Source organism: Virgibacillus sp. MSJ-26 (assembly GCF_018918075.1).
Taxonomy (GTDB): domain Bacteria; phylum Bacillota; class Bacilli; order Bacillales; family Amphibacillaceae; genus MSJ-26.
In genome coordinates this window covers 276,038-297,767 of sequence record NZ_JAHLPW010000005.1, presented here as the reverse complement: position 1 = coordinate 297,767, position 21,730 = coordinate 276,038, and the positions used below count along the sequence as shown (strand labels likewise).

19 protein-coding genes are annotated in these 21,730 nt (G+C 35.2%); 12 read left to right on the top strand and 7 right to left on the bottom strand.

What is annotated here, in order from left to right:
- Positions 1 to 153: 153 nt before the first annotated feature.
- From KQI49_RS06995 to sspI, 7 genes are all read right to left on the bottom strand, one after another.
- Positions 154 to 783 carry a lytic transglycosylase domain-containing protein gene (locus KQI49_RS06995; protein ID WP_216487649.1) on the bottom strand — a complete coding sequence of 210 codons (630 nt, stop codon included), beginning with the start codon at positions 781 to 783 and terminating at the stop codon, positions 154 to 156.
- A gap of 139 nt (positions 784 to 922) precedes the next feature.
- Positions 923 to 1,594: an ABC transporter ATP-binding protein gene (locus KQI49_RS06990; protein ID WP_216487648.1), complete on the bottom strand. Its 672-nt coding sequence runs from the start codon at positions 1,592 to 1,594 to the stop codon at positions 923 to 925.
- Complete coding sequence (locus KQI49_RS06985; RefSeq protein ID WP_216487647.1) at positions 1,587 to 2,720, bottom strand: ABC transporter permease; 1,134 nt, start codon at positions 2,718 to 2,720, stop codon at positions 1,587 to 1,589. Before KQI49_RS06985 ends, KQI49_RS06990 begins: the two co-directional genes overlap by 8 nt.
- Positions 2,720 to 3,937, bottom strand: a complete 1,218-nt coding sequence (locus tag KQI49_RS06980) for an ABC transporter permease (protein ID WP_216487646.1) — start codon at positions 3,935 to 3,937, stop codon at positions 2,720 to 2,722. The genes KQI49_RS06985 and KQI49_RS06980 overlap by 1 nt, the downstream gene beginning before the upstream one ends.
- A gap of 50 nt (positions 3,938 to 3,987) precedes the next feature.
- Positions 3,988 to 5,388 (bottom strand): DUF6583 family protein, encoded by a 1,401-nt coding sequence (locus KQI49_RS06975; protein WP_216487645.1) that lies wholly within the window; start codon positions 5,386 to 5,388, stop codon positions 3,988 to 3,990.
- Between the two features lie 7 nt (positions 5,389 to 5,395).
- Positions 5,396 to 5,566 carry a flagellar basal body-associated FliL family protein gene (locus KQI49_RS06970; protein WP_216487644.1) on the bottom strand — a complete coding sequence of 57 codons (171 nt, stop codon included), beginning with the start codon at positions 5,564 to 5,566 and terminating at the stop codon, positions 5,396 to 5,398.
- A 435-nt stretch (positions 5,567 to 6,001) separates the two neighbouring features.
- Complete coding sequence (sspI, locus tag KQI49_RS06965) at positions 6,002 to 6,217, bottom strand: small acid-soluble spore protein SspI (protein ID WP_216487643.1); 216 nt, start codon at positions 6,215 to 6,217, stop codon at positions 6,002 to 6,004.
- 107 nt (positions 6,218 to 6,324) lie between these two features.
- Between sspI and KQI49_RS06960 the strand changes: the two genes are divergently transcribed.
- The 12 genes from KQI49_RS06960 (at position 6,325) to KQI49_RS06905 (ending at position 21,709) form a co-directional block, all read left to right on the top strand.
- Positions 6,325 to 7,062: a TrmH family RNA methyltransferase gene (locus tag KQI49_RS06960; RefSeq protein WP_216487642.1), complete on the top strand. Its 738-nt coding sequence runs from the start codon at positions 6,325 to 6,327 to the stop codon at positions 7,060 to 7,062.
- Between the two features lie 396 nt (positions 7,063 to 7,458).
- Complete coding sequence (gene pheS, locus KQI49_RS06955) at positions 7,459 to 8,493, top strand: phenylalanine--tRNA ligase subunit alpha (RefSeq protein ID WP_216487641.1); 1,035 nt, start codon at positions 7,459 to 7,461, stop codon at positions 8,491 to 8,493.
- A 14-nt stretch (positions 8,494 to 8,507) separates the two neighbouring features.
- Entirely contained in the window at positions 8,508 to 10,934 is a 2,427-nt protein-coding gene (pheT, locus tag KQI49_RS06950; protein WP_216487640.1) for a phenylalanine--tRNA ligase subunit beta, read from the top strand.
- Between the two features lie 834 nt (positions 10,935 to 11,768).
- Positions 11,769 to 12,032, top strand: a complete 264-nt coding sequence (gene zapA, locus KQI49_RS06945) for a cell division protein ZapA (protein ID WP_216487639.1) — start codon at positions 11,769 to 11,771, stop codon at positions 12,030 to 12,032.
- A 3-nt stretch (positions 12,033 to 12,035) separates the two neighbouring features.
- Positions 12,036 to 12,590: a CvpA family protein gene (locus tag KQI49_RS06940; protein WP_216487638.1), complete on the top strand. Its 555-nt coding sequence runs from the start codon at positions 12,036 to 12,038 to the stop codon at positions 12,588 to 12,590.
- 98 nt (positions 12,591 to 12,688) lie between these two features.
- A complete protein-coding gene (polX, locus tag KQI49_RS06935) occupies positions 12,689 to 14,407 on the top strand; it encodes a DNA polymerase/3'-5' exonuclease PolX (protein ID WP_216487637.1) in 1,719 nt (572 codons plus the stop codon).
- A gap of 36 nt (positions 14,408 to 14,443) precedes the next feature.
- Complete coding sequence (locus KQI49_RS06930) at positions 14,444 to 16,789, top strand: endonuclease MutS2 (protein WP_216487636.1); 2,346 nt, start codon at positions 14,444 to 14,446, stop codon at positions 16,787 to 16,789.
- Positions 16,790 to 16,866: 77 nt separating this feature from the next.
- Positions 16,867 to 17,274: a DUF350 domain-containing protein gene (locus KQI49_RS06925; RefSeq protein ID WP_216487635.1), complete on the top strand. Its 408-nt coding sequence runs from the start codon at positions 16,867 to 16,869 to the stop codon at positions 17,272 to 17,274.
- Positions 17,275 to 17,597: 323 nt separating this feature from the next.
- The gene (locus KQI49_RS06920) at positions 17,598 to 19,271 is read left to right on the top strand and encodes a long-chain-fatty-acid--CoA ligase (RefSeq protein WP_216487634.1); all 1,674 of its coding nucleotides are present in this window, start codon (positions 17,598 to 17,600) and stop codon (positions 19,269 to 19,271) included.
- 191 nt (positions 19,272 to 19,462) lie between these two features.
- Positions 19,463 to 20,047 carry a fatty acid metabolism transcriptional regulator FadR gene (locus tag KQI49_RS06915; RefSeq protein WP_216487633.1) on the top strand — a complete coding sequence of 195 codons (585 nt, stop codon included), beginning with the start codon at positions 19,463 to 19,465 and terminating at the stop codon, positions 20,045 to 20,047.
- 77 nt (positions 20,048 to 20,124) lie between these two features.
- Positions 20,125 to 20,898 (top strand): enoyl-CoA hydratase, encoded by a 774-nt coding sequence (locus KQI49_RS06910; RefSeq protein WP_216487632.1) that lies wholly within the window; start codon positions 20,125 to 20,127, stop codon positions 20,896 to 20,898.
- Positions 20,899 to 20,935: 37 nt separating this feature from the next.
- Positions 20,936 to 21,709 (top strand): electron transfer flavoprotein subunit beta/FixA family protein, encoded by a 774-nt coding sequence (locus KQI49_RS06905; RefSeq protein WP_216487631.1) that lies wholly within the window; start codon positions 20,936 to 20,938, stop codon positions 21,707 to 21,709.
- Positions 21,710 to 21,730 lie beyond the last annotated feature (21 nt).

Sequence of the window (21,730 nt, the reverse complement as noted above, 5' to 3'; positions counted from 1 at the left end):
TAATTGACACCCATCATTCACACCTCATCATTTTATTTTATTGTACGATAAAAAAACCCTAGATAATAGAGGGCGACTGACTGTTTTTTATCAGTGTCTATTATCTAGGGTCCAGTTTACAAAATAGTGGTAAGCTGTTTTTTAGAAGGTAATCTATGCATAATATTGATTTAAAACATTTTTAACATAGTTTTGGGTTTCTTTAAATGGAGGGATACCTTGATGTTTATCAACATTGCCTGGTCCTGCATTATAGGCGGCAAGAGCAAGTGATGTATTTCCATTATATTTCTTTAACATTTGGCTTAAGTATTTTGTTCCCCCGTTAATGTTTTGTGCGATATCATATGGATTATTAATTCCTAATCCTATCGCAGTTTGTGGCATTAACTGCATCAATCCTTGTGCCCCAGCATGACTTCTTGCTTGAGGATTATAATTGGATTCCATTTTTATAACAGAATGGATCAACTTTTCATCAACACCATATGTTTTGGCTGCGTTTGCTATGTGAGTGTTAATATTATCTGTTCCCCTTAGAGAAGTTGTAGAATCTGTGCCCGTCATGGAGGGAGTGTTGACTCCAGGAAGGTAATCCGTATTAGGTATGTTTTTAGCATTTATTGTTTGGTTGAGTTTTCCCGCTTGATTAATTTTTTCTAGAAGCATTTGTTGGAATGTCATATCACCAAGCAATGAGTTATATGTAGAATTATTATTTTCCGATGTCAATAAAGACATTGCTTGGTTTTGAACCATTTGTTGTAGTTGATTAATTTCCATATATGTACACCGCCTAATTAAGCATGATAACGATTGATTTAAAATTAGTCTTCCATTTTTAATTTTACTATATAAATAAGAAATAGCAATCTACTTAGGCAATTAATTCACAGATTTTTAATAGATTAACACGAGCTCTTTAAAGTGTTATGACTGTTTTTTCATTCTCTTTTAAAATCTCTTCATAAAAGGGATCGTCCCCAATACATAAAACCCGATCACAAAGCTTTTTTATTTCATCCATATCATGTGACGTATAAATAATCGCTGTTTGTTTAGTTATGGCTAGATTTTTAAGATATGTTCCGATTTCGTTTTTTGATTTTAAATCAATACCTACAGTAGGTTCATCAAGAAGAAGAAGACCCGGTTCATGGATAAGTGTAATTGCTAAATTTAATTTTCGCTTCATACCTCCCGATAAGGTATTGACTTTTTCTTTCCATCGGTCGAGCTTCATATCTAAACAAAGCTCGTGAAGGATTTTTTTACTCTTTTTTACCCAGCCTAATTTTTCAAAAAATATCATATTTTCTTCAACAGAAAAATCCTCCCACACCGCAATATCTTGAGGAACAAATCCGAGTGTTTTTCTAATTGTTTTGTTATCTTTTATATAATCCATATTATTTAACGAAATAGAACCAGAGTCAGGTCTGTCTATTGTTGCTAAAATTTTTAATAAAGTTGACTTGCCAGCTCCATTCTCACCGACAAGACCAATAATCTCTCCTGGATTTATTTTAAAGGAAATTTCTTTTAAGACTTGGTGGGTACCAAAGGCTTTTGAGACTTTTCTAACGTCAAGCATTGCGGTCATTCTCCTTTCTAAAATACCAAACAATCGTAAAAGCAGTTAGAATTATTGTCCATATCATAGTTATTTCTTCAGCTAAGAATGCATGAAAAGGATTTAACCAGGTAAAATTTTGGTAAAAACTGGTTATATCTTTAATTGGGAAAATTGCCCCACTCATGATTGCTATAATTAAAGTGAGTGCTACTGAAAAACTATAATAGTTAAACAATTTGCGAAAGCAGAGAGCTACTAAAAAACTACCTAATAAAATCATGAGTTTAAAAGAGAGTAAGGTTAAAATAAAGTTTATATTTTTAGCGGTGTATACTTGATTAATCATCATGAAAGAGACAATATCTACTAAAAATAAAATTATTGTATAAATAACTAGGTTTCTTAATAAGTATCTATGATGAGAAATATTCAAAAAGAAAAACCTTTGTCGTGTTGATGCAGTACGTTCTTTAACTACCCAATCAAATATAAAAAGACTACATAACACACTTAAAACTGCCCAGATTCCCCAAGGATTCAAAAGAGCATCTGTTGGTCTTTCATTTGTTTGATTGATATCACTATATGAAAATGAATTTTTTAACAGGTTCTCTTCTTCTTGAACTATTTCACTTGTTTTCACAATTTCATCCCAAGTCCACTTGTCTTTTTGGTAATACTCTTCGCTTAAATCATTTACAATGTAAGCTGTTTTTGATCGCCCTGTATCTTGTTGGATAAGTGATACAATCATTTCTTTAACAGTAGTATAAGCAAAAGATAAATTAGAATGGTAACTAGTAACTAATCGATTACGATTACCTTGTCTAATTGATTCCTCATAGCCTTTTTTAATGATAAAGACACTATCAAGTTCATGTTTCTCTAATTTTTTTAATGCTTCGTCTTCATTTAATTTTTCAACAGCTAACAAAGAATTGTCTTGAATGGATTTATAGAGTGTCAAAGACTGCCTAGTGGATTCCTCAAGTACCATTCCGACTGGGATTTTAGAATCTTCGCCTAACTCATCTGCTATTTGAATAATAGTGATTGTACCAATAAGAGGTAAGATTAACCAAAAAATGAAACTTAACCAATGTTTTTTCAAATGGATGAAGCGAGTTAATATAGTATTTTTCATTATTTTCGCTCCTTCCATAAAGACACACCAATTAAAGCACATAAAATAGCCAGTGCAGATAGACTAAGTGGAATATAATCCACTAAAATTTGCCCGTAAAAAAATGTATCTTTGAGCCAATTGAAAGCCTGAAATGAAAATAAATAATTAGCTATATTCTCAATCGGTATGGGTAAGTATAGTGTGGGAATAATTGCTCCAGAGAACAAAAATAACCCGATGGTTAATGTGATTTGTAAGGCAATGCTTAATTTTTGAGAAAGAACCAATGATTCTATAAGTGCTATACTTAACAAAAAAGTAATACTATAAAGGAACATAATACTAATTATTTTCATATAGTCTTGCCAGACAAAACTAGTATTTATTATATTATCTAACCCTACTAGGGACAGAGACATAAGTATGCAACCTACGATAACTGATAAGACTATTTTTGCGGTAATTTGTTGTAGTCTCGTCACTCCATACAGCATGATACGATGTCTCATCCGGGCCGTCTCTTCTTGGTGAAAAAAAGAATAAAGCAATAAAAGCCAAGCTGTATTAATGATAAACCAACTTGCTAAACTATAATAGTCCAGTGGCGTGGCTGTAACAATATTATCTATCTCTTTTTCATTTAAAATATTGTCTTTACTTAATGTATATAAAAGAAATTCCTTAAATTGTTCAAATAGCAAATCACTACGGGCGCTTTGGTTAATTCCTAATTCCTTAGCGTAATAATTAATAGTAAGGATATTTGCTTGGGAAGCACTAATATGTCGTGTGAGACTCTCGATAAGTTCTTTAACAAGTTGGCTTTTTACGGGTTGCTCAGGATTACCGATAATGTTCAAGTCTACAGGGGTTCCTGAATATAAATCATTTGTAAATCCTTCCGGAAATATAATGTAAGAACTTAATTGGTTTGTTTTTATTTCATTATTAGCCTCTGTTTCATTCATGGGTACAATATTGATTGAATCTCCAAATTGGGAAGTTGTTTCAATGAGTTCAATGACCATTTGGGTTTCTTGTGATTGATCTTGGTCTATTAAACCAATATTAATCGGATCATTTTCGGAAGGTGTAAAGATAAAAATGAAAATAGTAGCTATCAAGGCTATAATAAAAAGAGGATAAAGCAAAAGGAGAGGAAGTGATATCCACTTCCTCCTAAGTTCCGTAAAATGTTGTTTCATAAAGAGTAAAACAAACTTTATAAAAGTCATCGTGCATCCGTCCATTCAATACTTCTACTTAACAATGAAACCAATATAAACTACCACATTGTGTCCATACTTCCATACAGCCATTCTTCTAATTGATTAGGAAGTTCGTACTGGAAGTATTCCATTAATTCTGTATCACTCATGCTACCAAGATTTTTGATATCTTTGTCAGTCGGTTGTTCAACATCTTTTGCTAATTTAGCTTCTTTTTCAATATTGATACTGAACATATCGCTGTCCACATCAGCATCATCTACACTTAATTCATGATTTGAATTCATTTCTTCTTTATCATAATCGGCTGTACCCGTCCATAGTATCTTGGACTCTATACCTGTATCATCAAAGGAGATGGAGCGGTCAAAATCCTTTTTATTGTCTTCTATCTTTTCAGTAGCTTCATAACGGATGGAATGGTCGGCATCTGATAGTTCAATAGAATCTGTCGCTTTTTCTTTATTGATTGAAAAATCACCGATAAGAAAAACAGTTTCTTGATCAAACTCATCTTCCACACCAAATTCGTACTCAAATGATTGTTCATTATCCGTTAATAACTGAGTGCCGTTAATATCGAATGACACTAAATCAGCATCAGACGTCCCCATTTCTAATATGAATTCTCTCTGGACAATCAAGTTTTTCTTTACCCAAATTGTAGAGGTTATTCCTTCAGGGATTGAAAGTTCATTGATTTCTTCAATGATCTCTTCCATGCCCTCTTCAAACTCCCCAATAAACTCATCTACATTCATTGTAGCATCCACTGACTCGCCTATGTTGATCAAATTATATAAATCATCAAGTTTCTCTTTAATACGCTCATCATTTGCCATTTTTTCAGCTACTGAACTAAGCAACCCCTTGACATTCTTTTCAGATAGATGCATGGTGATTTTGTCTGTATTCACTGAATTTCCATCAATTGTAACTTTTTCTTTATCAGTCTTAAAGGCATCGTTAGGAAGTTCGTCATAGATCATTTTGATATATTCTTCTTTGAAATATTCCTTGTCTTCTTCAGACATGTAGCCTTCCATCCAATCGAATAAAGTACTGAAATCCACTTCAAGATCTTCATCAACAGAATAAGGATCTAGAGAATGTAGTACTTGACCTACATCCTGACCTTTTATTTGAATTAAATCATCTTCAAATGGTAAATCAACCAGTAATTCTTCAGCAGTCAAAGTGTATTCAAAGCCCTCAATCTCTACACCAGCAACACTACCTGTTAATCCTGTCGACATTATTTTATTGTCTAAATCCTTAGTGGTTGTTAAAGTAAGATTCGAGTTATTTACAATTTGTTCTGGACTAAAAAGACCTGTGGAAAGACTAGGACCACTGTTCATTTGAGCAGAAAGAACATACGTTGATTCTGAAGGATTTTCTTCAACTTTATTTCTCCATTCCAACTCATGGCTAAAACGTTGATCGATTATATCCATTATAAATTCAGATGATTTTTTTTTCAGCTAAAAAGTATTTGTTTTTTGGTGACTTATTTATAAATGCATAAGCAGCAATACTACCACCAATTAGTAATACAGCAACTAGAATTATAGATATGAGTCGTTTCGAGCCACCTCCAGACTTTTTACTTTGTTGATCAGTTGTGTCATTCATTTTATTACCCCTTTTCAATTTAAATAATTCGTTAATATTAGTGCATAGTATACTGATACATCTTATACCATTTACGATAAAGACAGTCAATAAGTTTCAAAATTATAATGAATTAAATTAATTAGTTCTAAAAACCTAATTGATATTTTTTTTAGTGAAAATATAGTTCTTAATTCTTAATTACTTATTTTAAAAAAGAAGTTTTATACGTGGGAGGAATAATGAGTAGTTCTAAAGGAGTATTTTAATATAAGCAAAAAATAATGAATTCTTGGGATAAAATAAATTATAGATGTCAAAGACAAGCAATTGATACTATCGCTATAAAGCTATAACACGCTATTTTTATGCTAACAAAGTAATTTAAAAACCCGAACAATTCAACTCATTGTTCAGGTTTTATTTTCTACGTTATGATAGGTTACAACAGTCAACTCAAGACGACTGTTTAACGCCTTGCTCTAATGCACTAATCATTGTTTGTCTATCTTGTTCATCGGATTGTTTCCAAATAAGTTCAAAAAGAACACCAAGACCAGGGAGCATTTTTTCTTCGCCATTTTGAATGGCATCAATAATGGTAGCCTCTAATTCTGATTGATCGTTTGATTCAATATTAGTTAAAATTGCCTTACGTAAATCTAAATTCACTATAACCTTCCTTTCTAAGTAATTCTTTAATACGTATAGTTTGACCATTTAACACCCGAGTATGTATATTAAACAATATTAGACGATAATTAGGGAATGAAGAAATCATGATTACATCTCTACAAAATGAGCAAGTGAAGCAGCTGCGAAAATTACACAAAAGAAAAGAGAGAGAAAAGTCCAAGACGTTTCTCGTTGAAGGTTTCCATTTAGTTGAAGAAGCTCATTATAGCGACTGGGAAATTTTGGAGGTTATTATTAAAGAGAATATCGAACTGCCTAAATCATGTGAAACCTATCCAGTGACTCGCGTCGGTGAAAAAGTTTTTAATCACATTGCACAAACAAATACACCTCAAGGTATTGCTGCAAAACTTAAAATGAAAAAAAACGTTAAGCCATTAAATGAAAAAGTGTTATTGGTTGATGCGGTTCAAGAACCAGGAAACTTGGGCACCATTATCCGTACTGCCGACGCAGCAGGGTTCTCTTCCATTATTCTTGGTGATAATACAGTAGATGTTTTTAACGACAAAACAATACGGGCTACTCAAGGCTCTCTATTTCATGTATCAATTGAACATAAAAATTTAAATGAAATTATTCCTGATTTGCAGAAGGAGGACTACTTCATATGGGCTTCGGCACTTAAAAATGCAACAATATACAATCACATTAATCCCAGTGAAAAAATAGCTTTGATTGTTGGCAATGAAGGATCCGGAATTCAAGAGTCGCTACTTAACTTAGCAGACGAATTAGTTTATATACCGATTCACGGTAAAGCAGAGTCGCTTAATGTCAGTGTGGCGACCGGAGTGCTCATGTATTATATAAATAGTTAAACCTTGAAAATAGATAAGAAATTAATTATAATCAGTAATAACGTACAAAAAAATATGTGTAAGCTATGAAAGAGCCTAATGACAATATTAAGAGCGGTAAGTATATACCCTTAATAAATTGAGGAAAAGGGAAGAGTTGCCATAGACTGAGAGCATCTCACTACAATTCATTGTTCATGTTTCACTCTGGAGCTGGCACTTAGACCTTGGTTCTCCAAGTAAAGGTGTTCCGGATTTCTTCCGTTATAAGAACAAAGTTGGATGCATTTTTGATGTATCAACAAGGGTGGTACCGCGATCTAGTCTCGTCCCTTTGGGGGTTGGGGCTTTTTTTTATTGCAAAAAAACAAAGAGTTAGAGAGAAGGATTATGAATAACTTAGGAGGTTGACTATAGATGAAGGAGCAACTGCAATCCATCCATCAAGAGGCAATTGAAAAAATTAAAAAGTCAGACAGCGCCAAACATTTACAAGAGCTAAAAGTAGCTTATTTAGGAAAGAAAGGTTCAATTACCAGTGTATTACGTGGTATGGGTAAGCTGTCTAAAGAAGAACGTCCTGTCATAGGTGATATTGCTAACAAGGTTAGAGAATCCATCACCCACACCATAGAAAGTAAAAAAGACGAACTGGATAGACATGCATTAGAAAAAAAGCTTGAGGCAGAATCAATTGATGTCACTTTGCCAGGTCGTCCTGTTGAAACAGGAGGCCCACATTTACTCACTAAAATTATTGAGGAAATTGAAAATCTGTTTATTGGGATGGGTTACGAGGTAAGAGAAGGTCCTGAGGTAGAGACGGACTATTATAATTTCGAAGCATTAAACTTGCCGAAAAACCACCCAGCACGTGACATGCAAGATACTTTTTACTTAACACCAGATCTACTTCTAAGAACACATACATCACCTGTTCAAGCAAGAACAATGCATAAATATGGTGGTCAGCAGCCTGTGAGAATGATCTGCCCTGGCATTGTTTACCGTCGTGACGATGATGATGCCACGCATTCCCATCAATTTACGCAAATTGAAGGACTCTATGTTGATAAAAATGTGCGTATGAGTGACTTGAAAGGAACCCTTGATGTATTTGCTAAAAAAATGTTTGGTGAGGATAGGGAAATTAGACTTCGTCCAAGTTTCTTCCCTTTCACTGAACCATCTGTTGAAATGGATATCTCATGTAAAGTCTGCCGAGGCGAAGGATGTTCCGTATGTAAAAATACAGGGTGGATAGAAATTCTAGGTGCTGGAATGGTGCATCCGAAAGTATTATCAATGGCTGGATACGATCCCGAAATTTATACTGGTTTCGCATTTGGCATGGGGCCAGACCGTATTGCCATGTTGAAATATGGCGTTAATGATATTAGGCAATTTTATATGAATGATGTTCGTTTCTTACAACAATACCATAAGGCTTAAGGGGGCAAAGACACGTGTTAGTATCATTAAATTGGTTAAAAAATTACGTGGATATAAGTGGCATAAGTATAGAAGATTTAGCTGAAAGAATAACAAAATCAGGCATTGAAGTCGATGGGATTCATTATATTGCCGAAGAAAGCAAAGGGCTTGTCGTCGGTTATGTTGAATCTTGTGAACAACATCCAAATGCGGATAAATTGAATCTTTGTCAAGTAGATGTAGGGGAAGAAACCCTTCAAATCATTTGCGGAGCACCCAATATTAAACAAGGTCAAAAAGTAATTGTTGCTAAACCAGGTGGGGTTTTACCTGGCAATTTTAAAATCAAAAAGGTGAAATTACGAGGTATCGAGTCAAATGGTATGATATGCTCTTTACAAGAAATTGGTATTAATGAAAAATATGTACCGAAAGATGTAGCAGATGGGATTTTTGTCCTACCTGAAGATACAGTCGTTGGAGAAGATATTGAACCGCTAATGAATTTAAATGATGCAGTTTTAGAATTTGATTTGACTCCAAATAGAGCTGATTGTTTAAGTATGTTAGGGGTCGCCTATGAAGTAGCAGCTGTTTTGGATAAAGAAGTTAATTTACCTGATTATTCAGTGGCTACAACGAATGATCATGCGAAAAATTATATATCTGTCGATGTGGAAAGTCCTGAACTAAACCCATATTATGGTGCTTTTATAATTAAGGATGTTCAAGTAAAACAATCTCCTCTATGGCTACGTAATTATCTCATGGCTGCTGGAGTGCGTCCTATTAATAACGTCGTCGATATTACGAACTATGTGCTGTTTGAGTATGGCCAACCTTTACACGCTTTTGATTATGATCACCTTGATTCAAAGAAAATCGTAGTACGCCAAGCGCGAGAAAATGAAAAAATGACTACATTGGATGATGTGGAACGTACATTAACCTCTCAAGATTTGCTAATCACTGATGGCGAAAAACCTATTGCCTTAGCTGGTGTCATGGGTGGGGCGAATACTGAGGTGAATGAAAATACAACCACCGTTTTACTCGAAGCGGCTTATTTTGATCCTTACACTGTCAGGAAAACAGTTAATAAAACAGGATTAAGAAGTGAAGCAAGCACTCGGTTTGAAAAAGGGGTCGACCCTAATCGTGTGAAAGAAGCTGGTTTAAGAGCCTGTTTAATGCTCAAAGACTATGCTGACGGTGAAGTGCTAGAAGGCGCAGTCGAATTTGATAAACTCGATCGTTCAAGTAAAAAAGTAATGATGAACCAAAAAGAAATTAACAAACGATTAGGAACAGATTTAACTACTAAAGAAATTGAAGATATATTACGAAAGTTAGGCTTTGATTATAAACAAGTAGATATAGAGTTTGAAGTATCAATTCCAACTCGTCGAGGCGATATCTCTATATTTGAAGATATGCTAGAAGAAGTAGCTCGGATATATGGCTACGATCATTTACCATATACTTTACCAAAAGGAGCATCAAAACCAGGGGCTCTTACAGAAAGACAAAATCTTAAAAGAAAAATTAAACAATTCCTTCAAGGTGTAGGATTATCTGAAACTATAACGTACTCATTAACGAATAAAGATTACATCGATAAACTAATTAGCCCAGAGATTAAAATCCTAAATCCGAAACCAGCACGGGTTGCTTTACCAATGACAGAAGACCATTATTATTTGCGACTTAGTTTATTGCCAGAAATGTTAAAATCAATGGCTTATAATATCGCAAGAAAGCAAACCAATTTAGCTTTTTATGAAATGGGAACAATTTTTGTAACAGATGAAGAAAAAATAACAAAACAACCGAATGAAAGGCTACGATTATCTGGTGCAATAACGGGTCATTGGATGAATCATGAATGGCAACAAGAGAAAAAATCTGTTGATTTCTATGTCATTAAAGGAATTATAGAATCGTTGTTCTCCTATTTGGATGTTGAAGTTGATTATAAACGACTAAAACATCCGGATTTACATCCTGGTAGAAGTGCTATGATTTCATTAGATGAATCGACGATTGGTTTTATTGGTCAAGTGCATCCTTCGATGGAAAAGGCATTTGATTTAAAAGAAACATATGTATTTGATTTGGATATGGAACAAGTTCTTGAAGCATATGAACATATTCCGTCATTCTCACACATTCCAAGATATCCCGCAATTGCTCGAGATGTCGCGTTTGTTTTAGATGAAAGCGTGCCGGCTAACGAGGTACAGCGATTGATTGAAGAACTCGGATCTCCGGTTATCAAAGACGTCCATGTATTTGATTTATATATGGGTGATAACCTCCCTGATGGTAAAAAATCGGTTGCTTACAATTTGATTTATCAAGATCCACATAAGACATTAAAAGATGAAGAAGTCGATCAATCATTCCGAGAAATTATAGAAAAAGTGAATGAGCAATTTGATGCTTATGTACGGTCTTAAAATTGAATAGACCATAAAATAACACACCAGGTCAAATTTAACCTGGTGTGTTATTTTATCGCTACTTTATAAAGGGAAATTTTAAATTTGATATAATTTCAACATGTATATGAGGCCGTATAATTCATAAACTGCGACATAGTTTGGATTAAGAGTCTTTACCACTTCTGTAAAAATAAGCGATAATCCGAACGCTACGGAAAAAACGCTACGCTTTCCGGGGTCTCATCTAGGCCTCTGGGACTGCGCTAAATGCTCGTCCCACCGAAAACATTAGCTCCCACAAAGATTTTCGGTGGGGCGAAGCTTGCTGCAGCCCCAGGAGTCTCCGCATTTTTTCCTACGCTGATTTCAGAGTAATATTATTGTACAAAATTGCCTTATAATAGCATTAAATAACTTTAATAGTCTGGGTGAGCGCAGGGGCGAACGACAGTGCAGTCCCACGAGTCTGAAGACCCCGCAGAGAGGGTAAAGCTAATGAAGGCCGACTAAAACCGTCCTTTGCGGACAACGCCGGCATACCCCTTGCCGGGGCAAGGAGGCTGAAGCCGTGCCCGCGGAAGCATCCGCCCGGAGCGATCCCAGACGGTCATGATTACGCTTGCATTGAAAACAGCCCATTAGTTACTGCACATCATATATCTAATATGTAAAATTTAGTTTTCAAGTAATTAATCTGTACATGGAATAAAAAGTACGCTTGGCTTAATATATAACATTTTCCTAATGTGGTGGTTCGTGTTAAAATAAATTTAAAGTGTGGTCTGAAATGACTCTACATAAAGTATGTTGTAATAAAGACTTTGATGAAATAATACGGGAGGAATACGTGTGTCCCATAATGAAAAAACACGAGTTTCAATAAAAATATATAATAGATCTTACACAGTAGTAGGAGAAGAGTCTCCTAGCGATGTTCAACTCGTAGCAAGTTTGGTTGATCAAAAAATGCGAGAAATAAAGGAAAATAATAGTAATCTAGACGTGGCCGATTTAGCTGTTTTAACGGCAGTAAACACGATGAATGATTACATGAAATTAAAAGAGGATTACGCAACCTTACTCGGAACTTTAAAAAAGAAAGAGGACAACTGACATATGGTCAATATGATTATTCTTTTTTTATTAATTTTTGGTTTTTTAATGGGGCTTAAGAGAGGTTTTATTTTACAAGCCTTTCATTTAATTGGCTTTATTATAGCATTCATCGTGGCGGCACTTTACTACGATTTGATTGCAGAAAAACTCTCCCTATGGATTCCGTATCCTGAGCTCTCGGACGGAAGTACATGGTCTGCTTTTCTTCAATCTTCCTCGATGCAAAATGCTTTTTATAATGCCATTGCTTTTGCCATTATCTTTTTCTCAGTTAAAATTTTACTTCAAATCATTGCGTCGATGCTGGATTTTGTTGCCTCCTTACCAATACTCCGATCATTTAATAAATTAGGCGGAGCATTATTAGGCTTTATGGAAATTTATTTAATATTATTCGTAGTTTTATTTATTTTAGCACTCACGCCAATGGAAAATATTCAAAGTTGGATTAATGATTCCTCAATCGCTTTATTTATCATTGAACATACACCATATTTATCGGAAAAGGTAAGAACGTTATGGTTTATGGAACTAGGTAACATACTAACCAATTAAGATAAAAAGACCGATTCTGATCATTAGGAGATAAAGCCTAAGTGTGAAAGAATTGGTTTTTTTAAGTTAATAATATATAAAATTAGTAGGTGAACAATGTGTCGATAAATAAAAAAGATGTTATTAAGTTACTTGAAAAAATTGCTATATATATGGAGTTAAAGGGTGAGAATCCTTTTAAAATATCCGCTTATCGCCGTGCGGCACAATCGCTTGAAAAAGATGAGCGTTCGCTGGCGGAAATTGATGAGCTCACTAAAATTAAGGGGATTGGTCAAGGCACAAATAGCGTTATTGTTGATTACATAGCTAATGGGCATTCAGAAACATTACTCGAACTTGAAAAGGAGGTTCCGAGTGGCCTAATTCCTTTGTTAAATGTTCCTGGTTTAGGGGGGAAGAAATTATCAAAACTTTATCAAGAGTTAGGAATAACAGATGCTGAATCCTTAAAGGAAGCAATCATTGAAGAGAAAGTAGAAAAGCTTCCTGGTTTTGGTAAAAAATCAGCAAAAAATATATTAAATGCACTTAGGGAAGCAGGGGAACGACCAGAACGCCTTCCAATTGCTATTATGCTTCCGGTTGCAGAAGAAATCGAATCATTTTTAAGTACGATACCAGAAGTTGAACGCCATTCTCTTGCAGGAAGCTTGAGAAGAATGAGAGAAACAATAAAAGATATCGATTTTATCATTGCAACTTCTCAACCTGAAAAAGTGCGTGATCATTTGCTTTCGATTGATCAAATTAAAGAAGTTGTGGCAAGTGGAATAACAAAGGTATCAATTATAATCGAAGATGTTTATGACATTAATATTGACTTTCGCCTTGTTAAGGAAGAAGAGTTTGCGACAACGCTTCATCATTTCACAGGTTCTAAAGATCATAATGTGAAAATGAGACAACTGGCCAAGTCGCGTGGTGAAAAAATTAATGAGTATGGAATTGAAGTAGAAGAATCAGGTGAGCTGTTAACTTTTACTACTGAAGAAGAATTTTTTCAGCATTTTAACTTAAATTTCATACCTCCAGAAATAAGGGAAGATACGGGAGAAGTAGAAGCTTTTAATAATCAAAACTCTCTTCTTGAACATCAAGATATTAGGGGCGACCTTCATATGCACTCAACTTGGAGTGATGGAGGCCAATCAATAGAGGAAATGGTTTTGAAAGCAAGAGAAATAGGATATGAATATATCGCTATCACAGACCATTCAAAATTCTTACGCGTTGCAAATGGTCTTGATGAAAAAAGATTACTAAAACAACGAGAAGAAATCGATATATTAAACGAAAAGTATCCAGATATCCATATTTTCGCAGGAGTGGAAATGGATATATTACCGGATGCACGCCTAGATTTTAATGATAATTTTCTTAAAAAAATGGACTTTGTTATTGGTGCAATCCATTCAAGTTTTAATCAATCTGAAGAGCAAATCATGGAAAGGTTATATGCTGCTTTAGATAACCCGTATATTTCTATAATCGCGCATCCAACAGGACGCTTAATAGGTAGGCGTGAAGGATACAAAGTTAATGTAGATAAACTTATTGAACGAGCAAAGGAAACAAATACAGCATTAGAAATAAATGCTAATCCAAATCGGCTTGACTTATCAGCACAATGGGTTCGACAGGCACAAGCGTTAGGTGTGGTTTTAGCTATTAACACAGATGCTCATAGTTATAAAATGCTTAATCACATGAAATATGGTGTTGGTGTAGCAAGAAAAGGATGGATTCAAAAAGAAACGGTAATAAATACTTGGACAAAAGAGAAACTTATGTCATTCTTTAACCGTAATAAGTAATTGGTAGATTATTTTTTTAAAAAGGAGTAGGCATGGATGCAAGATAGAATTCTTCGAGTACTCGAGTATAACAAAATAAAAGATCGGTTAGTGAAACAAGCCGAGACTTCGCTTGGTAAAAGTTTAGCCTTTAGTATCAAGCCACTAACCGATTTAGATGCAGTTATTAACAAACATAATGAGACTGACGAGGCGGCAACGGTAGTTCGTTTGCAAGAAAACATTCCTCTTGGAGGGATTTTTGATATACGAGAAAGTATCAATAGAAGTGTTATTGGCGGTGTTCTCACAATGGAAGAGTGCCTAAACATCGCTAGCACAATATACGGAGGAAGACAAACTAAAAATTTTATAGAGAAGTTAGATGAGGAATTACCAATCTTAAGAAGCCTTGCTAACCAAATAAGTCATTTGAAAGAACTAGAAAGAGAAATTAAAAGTTGTATTGACGATCGAGGGCAAATGTTAGATAGTGCTTCAGAGAAACTACGAGGCCTTCGCTCAGCTATGCGTACATTCGAAGGGCGAGTGCGAGAAAAGTTAGATCAAATTATCAGGTCAAAGAGCAGCATGCTTTCTGATGCAATTGTAACTATACGTAACAATCGCTATGTACTTCCAGTGAAGCAAGAACATCGAGGGTCCATCGGAGGAATTGTACACGATCAATCTGCATCCGGACAGACATTGTTTATAGAGCCTAAATCTGTGGTTGATCTTAATAACCAATTACAAGAGACTGTCGCTAAAGAAGAACTAGAAATTGAACGTATATTACGTGTTTTAAGTGAATCAATAGCTAGTAAAAAGGAATATTTAACAGAAAATGTTTTAACTCTAGGTGAGATTGATTTTATTTTTTCACGTGCAAAATTAGGCGCTCAAATGAACGGGTCTATGCCTAGAATGAACGATGAAGGCTTCATTAAGATGCAGCAAGCTCGTCACCCGTTAATCCCGAGAGATGAAGTGGTGGCAAATGATGTGGAGCTAGGAAAAGATTTTACTACGATTGTTATTACCGGACCAAATACTGGTGGAAAGACAGTTACTTTAAAAATGATAGGTCTATGTACTTTAATGGCACAATCTGGTCTTCAGGTACCAGCCTATGATGGTTGTGAATTAGCGGTTTTTGACCATGTGTTTGCCGATATTGGTGATGAACAATCAATCGAACAAAACTTAAGTACCTTTTCATCTCATATGACGACCATTGTTAATATAATAGAAGAGGTTAACGAAAGATCTCTTGTATTATTTGATGAGCTAGGTGCTGGAACAGACCCACAAGAAGGGGCCGCCTTAGCTATGTCAATATTAGATGAAGTCATTTCTAGAGATGCTCGAATCATTGCAACGACACACTATCCTGAATTAAAAGCTTATGGATATAATAGAGATAAAGTAGTTAACGCATCAGTTGAATTTAACGTCGAAACCCTACAGCCGACATATCGTTTATTGATTGGAGTTCCAGGTCGAAGCAACGCATTTGACATATCGAAGCGTTTAGGACTTGACGGTAGGATTATTGAAGATGCTAAAGAGCTCATTGGTGTGGACTCCAAAAACGTTGAAAGCATGATTGCGTCTCTTGAAGACTCCAAGCTACAGTCAGAGCGAGATTACGAAAAAGCTCATCAATATTTACTCGAAAGTGAAAAGTTGCGTACAGACATTCAAGAAAAGTGGCATCAATTTGAACAACAAAAAGAGCAATTATACAAGAAAACAGAAGAAAAAGCTGAAAGAGCGCTACAAAATGCGCGTGAGGAAGCTGAACTCATTGTTGATGAAATACGCAGCATGAAAACGAAAACAGAATTAAAAGAACATGAATGGATTGAAGCTAAAAAATTGCTAGAAGAAGCTCAGCCTCAATTGACCGAGAAGGATAAACAGGTGGCAGATTCACAGCCATCAACATCACCCAAAACATTTCGTCCAGGTGATGATGTCAAAGTACTTTCTCTTAACCAAGTGGGGAATGTATTAAAGAGAATAAATAATAATGAATACCTTGTACAAGTAGGAATAATGAAGGTGAATGTTAAACAAAACGACCTACAAGGAGTCAAGTCGCCCAAAAAAGCGATAGAAAAACCGCTGGCTACAGTAAAAGGGTCTAATTACCAAGTTAAAACTGAACTAGATCTTAGAGGTGAACGATACGAGGATGCTTTATTAAGACTGGAGAAATATATAGATGACGCGTTACTTGCAGGGTATCAGAAAGTATATATTATACATGGGAAAGGAACAGGAGCCTTACGAAAGGGCGTACAAGATTTTGCGAGAAAACATCGAAGTATTTCAGAATATCGATTTGGCTCTCAAGGTGAAGGGGGGAGTGGGGTCACTGTTCTAGAGCTAAAGTGAAATGTGCTTGAATCTAATTACATTTTATCAAATTGCTTATAAATCACTTCTTAAATAAATGGAAGGAAGTTAGAATTATGACTGGATTTTGGGAAAATATAATAGTAGAAACTGTGGCTAGATACAGTGTCGCTGTTTTAACCACAGTTGTATTCTTAGCTATCTTTGAACTAGTCACTACTTATAAAAATTGGGAACAGATAAAAAATGGTAATTTGGCAGTAGCGATGGCTACAGGTGGTAAGCTGTTCGGTATAATGAACATATTTCGTTTTTCCTTTCAACATAATGATACACTGTTACAAAGTATAGGTTGGAGCACCCTTGGTTTTATTTTATTACTGACTGGTTATCTGATTTTCGAGTTTTTAACACCTACGATGAAAATTGATGATGAAATTGGAGATGGAAATAAAGCGGTTGGTCTCATGTCTATGATTATCTCCGTCGGTTTATCATACGTGGTTGGTGCCAACATTATATAAAGGAGCGATCTAGATTGGTTTTAGAAAAATTAGCTAAAATACTTATCGGTGTTTCCTTGATATTTGCGATTGTCGGGATAGTTTATTTAATTTAATTATTTTATAAAGGAATGATTTAATTACGGTTGCCAATAGATAGTTAGGCAACCTTATTTTTTTTAAAGCATATCATGGACAAGATGAATTTCTTTTAAAATACAACATACTAAAGGCTTAAATTAATCTAAAATAATAAATGCTAAGAAAAATATATAAAAAGGTTCGAAAAATATTAATAAATCGGTATAATGTAGATAATATAGTAATAAAGGGGGAGAAATTCAATGGAGAAAGTAATGAAGTGGGAAGTGAATTATCCAGAAGAGATACCAATCAGTATTGATTATGACCGTGTACCTTTGCACTCATTCTTAGAAAACGCGGTTAAACGATTCAGCGGAAAGAAAGCGCTTCATTTTATGGGGAAAGAAGTAACATTTGATGAACTTTATGATGAAGCATGTAAAGTGGCGAATTATCTTCAATCATTAGGGCTCAAGAAAGGTGATCGAATTGCCATTATGTTACCTAATTGTCCCCAGGCTGTTGTTAGTTATTATGGTGCTTTAATGGCTGGTGGCATTGTCGTTCAAACAAATCCACTTTACACCGAGCGTGAGTTGGAATATCAAATGATTGACTCCGGTGCAAAATATATTGTGTGTCTTGATATTTTAGTGCCTAGAATAATGAATATTCGCAATAACACATCGATAGAACATGTGATTGTGACTGGCATCAAAGATTACTTACCTTTTCCTAAAAATCTTATTTATCCTTTTATCCAGAAGAAAGAATATAATATGGTTATTAACGTGGAACAAAGTGAGAATGTTCATGTCTGGAAGCATATAATGAAGAGTGCTGTCGCAAATTATAAAAGAGTGGATGTTGATCCTGTAGAAGACTTAGCTCTTTTACAGTATACAGGAGGAACCACAGGGAATCCAAAAGGGGTCATGCTCAGCCATTATAATTTAGTTTCAAACTGTCAGATGTGTGATAAATGGATATATAAAACAGAAGAGGGTAAAGAAGTTGTCCTAGGTGTTTTACCTCTTTTTCACGTGTATGGGATGACTACTTTAATGAATTTATCAATTATGCTAGGTTCTAAGCTAATTTTACTGCCTAAGTTTGATGCTAAGGAAACATTAGAAACAATTGAAAAGCAACGACCGACCCTATTTCCAGGTGCTCCGACTATTTATGTGGGTTTATTAAACCATCCAGATATGCATAAGTTTGATTTATCATCCATTGAAGCATGTATTAGTGGATCAGCTCCATTGCCAGTAGAAATACAGCAGAATTTTGAAAAGGTAACAGGTGGAAAACTTGTTGAAGGATACGGGCTGACCGAATCATCCCCTGTTACACATGCGAATTTTGTTTGGGGTAAGCGTGTTAATGGGAGTATTGGAGTGCCTTGGCCAGACACGGATTCAAAAATTTTGAAAATTGGAACAGAAGAAGAGGCAGAGTTAGGTGAAGTAGGAGAAATAGTTGTAAAAGGCCCTCAAGTCATGAAGGGTTATTGGAATAATGAAGAGGAAACAGCTAATACTTTAAGAGACGGCTGGTTATATACAGGTGACCTTGGCTATATGGATGAGAAAGGTTATTTTTATATTGTAGATCGCAGTAAGGATATGATTATTGCTGGAGGATATAATATCTACCCTCGTGAGGTAGAAGAAATTCTGTATGAGTTCGAAGGGGTTCAAGAAGTAGCAGTTGCAGGTGTGCCAGATCCATATCGTGGTGAAACTGTGAAAGCTTTTATCGTGCCAAAAGAGGGTTATACTTTAGAGGAAAAAGAATTAAATAAATTTTGCAGGAAGCATCTTGCCGCTTTTAAGGTACCACGTATTTATGAATTCCGGGATGAACTGCCGAAAACAGCAGTTGGTAAAATTTTAAGAAGACAGCTAGTCGATGAAGAAATAAAAAAATAAAATTTTTCTTAGTTTGAAGTATAGTTATAATAGAAAGGCATAGCATTCACAATGATTGTGAAGCACAATGTTTTTCTATACATAAAATTGATACAAGCTTTATATTGACAGATTGATGGAATCTTTGTAAACTATAAATGAATGACCATTCATTCACCTTTCTCAGACAGGTCAGGTTAAGGGAGATGGATATGAAAAAGAATAAACCAAAATACAAAATGATTGTAGATGCTGCTGTAAAAGTTATCGCTCAAAATGGATATCATTCTTCACAAGTCTCCAAAATTGCAAAAGAGGCTGGGGTGGCAGATGGGACTATTTATTTGTACTTTAAGAATAAGGAAGATATTTTAGTTTCAGTTTTTGAAGATAAAATGGGGCAATTTATTGATCAAATTGCTGTTGCGATCAGTAAGAGAAGTAGCGCCAATGAAAAATTATTAACATTAATAAAAATGCATTTTGGACAATTAGCTGCTAATCGATATTTGGCAATCGTGACTCAACTGGAGCTTAGGCAATCCAACTTAACGCTTCGCCGAGAAATTAATGCAGTATTAAAACCATACTTAACCGTTATTGATTCGATTATTAAGGAAGGTATGGCTGATGGAACTTTTCGTGAAAACTTGAAAGTTCCACTAGTTAGGCAAATGATTTTTGGAACATTAGATGAAACGGTTACTAACTGGGTTATGCAAGAAGAAAAATATGATCTCGTCGCCCAAGCAGATGATGTTCATACTTTAATTACGACTGGCCTGTCTTTCAAATAAAATATATAACAGAATAAATAGAGAAGATGTGTTAATCTATTTATTCTGTTATTATAGTAAACGAGGAGGGATGTTTTTTGAGTACATTGAGTTTAAAATTGGATAATCAAATTGCTACTTTAACGATTCAAAGCCCGCCTGCTAATGCGCTATCTAGTATACTGTTAGATGATCTTTCAGAAAAATTAGATGAAATTGAAAAGAATGGATCAGTTAAAGCGATTATTTTAAAAGGTGAAGGTAAATTCTTTTCAGCTGGTGCTGATATAAAGGAATTCACATCGTTGCAAAATGCATCTGATTATCAATCACTCGCTGAACATGGCCAAAAACTCTTTGATAGGATTGAGCATTTTTCTCAACCGGTTATTGCTGCGATTCATGGAGCAGCACTAGGAGGAGGACTCGAACTTGCTATGTCCTGTCACATGAGAATTGTCTCTGAGGATGCTAAATTAGGTCTTCCAGAAATGACGTTAGGAATTATACCAGGATTCGCGGGCACTCAGCGTTTGCCAAATTATATAGGAACACATAAAGCATACGAAATGATATTAAGTGGTGAACCAATCACTGGTAAAGAGGCTGCCACGTTAGGGTTGGCTAATCATGCAGTACCTGAAGAAGATGTTTTTGATGAAGCTTTGAAATTAGCTAATAAAATTGCTGCAAAAAGTCAACCAGCAATTAGTCAAGTTATGCAGTTGATTCCATTTGCAAAAACAGGCCAATTTAGCCAAGGCATTCAAAAAGAAGCGGAAGCATTTGGCAAGGTATTTGGTACAGAAGACGCTCGAGAAGGAGTGCAAGCTTTTATAGAAAAAAGAAAGCCTGAGTTTAAAGATAAGTAATAGAATAATAGATGTGAGCTTTAAAGGAGGAAAACAAATGGACATTTATGTATTGTTGAAAAAAACATTTGATACTGAAGAAAAAATAGTCATTTCGGATGGGGAAATTGAAGATGATAGTGCTGAATTTATCATCAACCCGTATGATGAATATGCGGTCGAAGAAGCTATTAACCAACGTGATGAACACGGTGGAGAAGTCACTGTTGTTACAATCGGTGACGAAGATTCAGAGAAACAATTACGTACTGCCCTCGCTATGGGCGCGGATAAAGCTGTGTTAATTGATACTGAAGATGATCTTGAAGAAGGAGATCAGTTTACAACAGCAAAAATTTTGGAAGCGTTTTTTGAAGATAAAGAACCAGATCTCATATTGGCAGGAAACGTAGCGATTGATGAGGCAAGCGGCCAAGTTGGACCTAGACTTGCTACAAGGCTTGGTATTCCTTACGTGACAACAATTACTAGTTTAGAAATTGATGGGGAGACTGCTAAGATTGATAAAGATGTTGAAGGAGACGCTGAAAAAATAGAAACATCACTTCCACTTCTTGTCACATGTCAGCAAGGTTTAAACGAGCCAAGATACCCATCATTACCTGGAATTATGAAAGCGAAGAAAAAACCTCTAGAAGAATTAGAAATAGATGATTTAGATTTAGATGAAGATGAACTAGAACCAAAAACAAAAACAGTTGAAATCTTCTTGCCACCTGAAAAAGAAGCTGGTCGCGTGCTAGAAGGAGAAATAGAAGATCAGGTCAAAGAATTGGTGTCACTACTTAAAGACGAAGCAAAAGTACTTTAATTTATTGGACGGAAAGGAGAA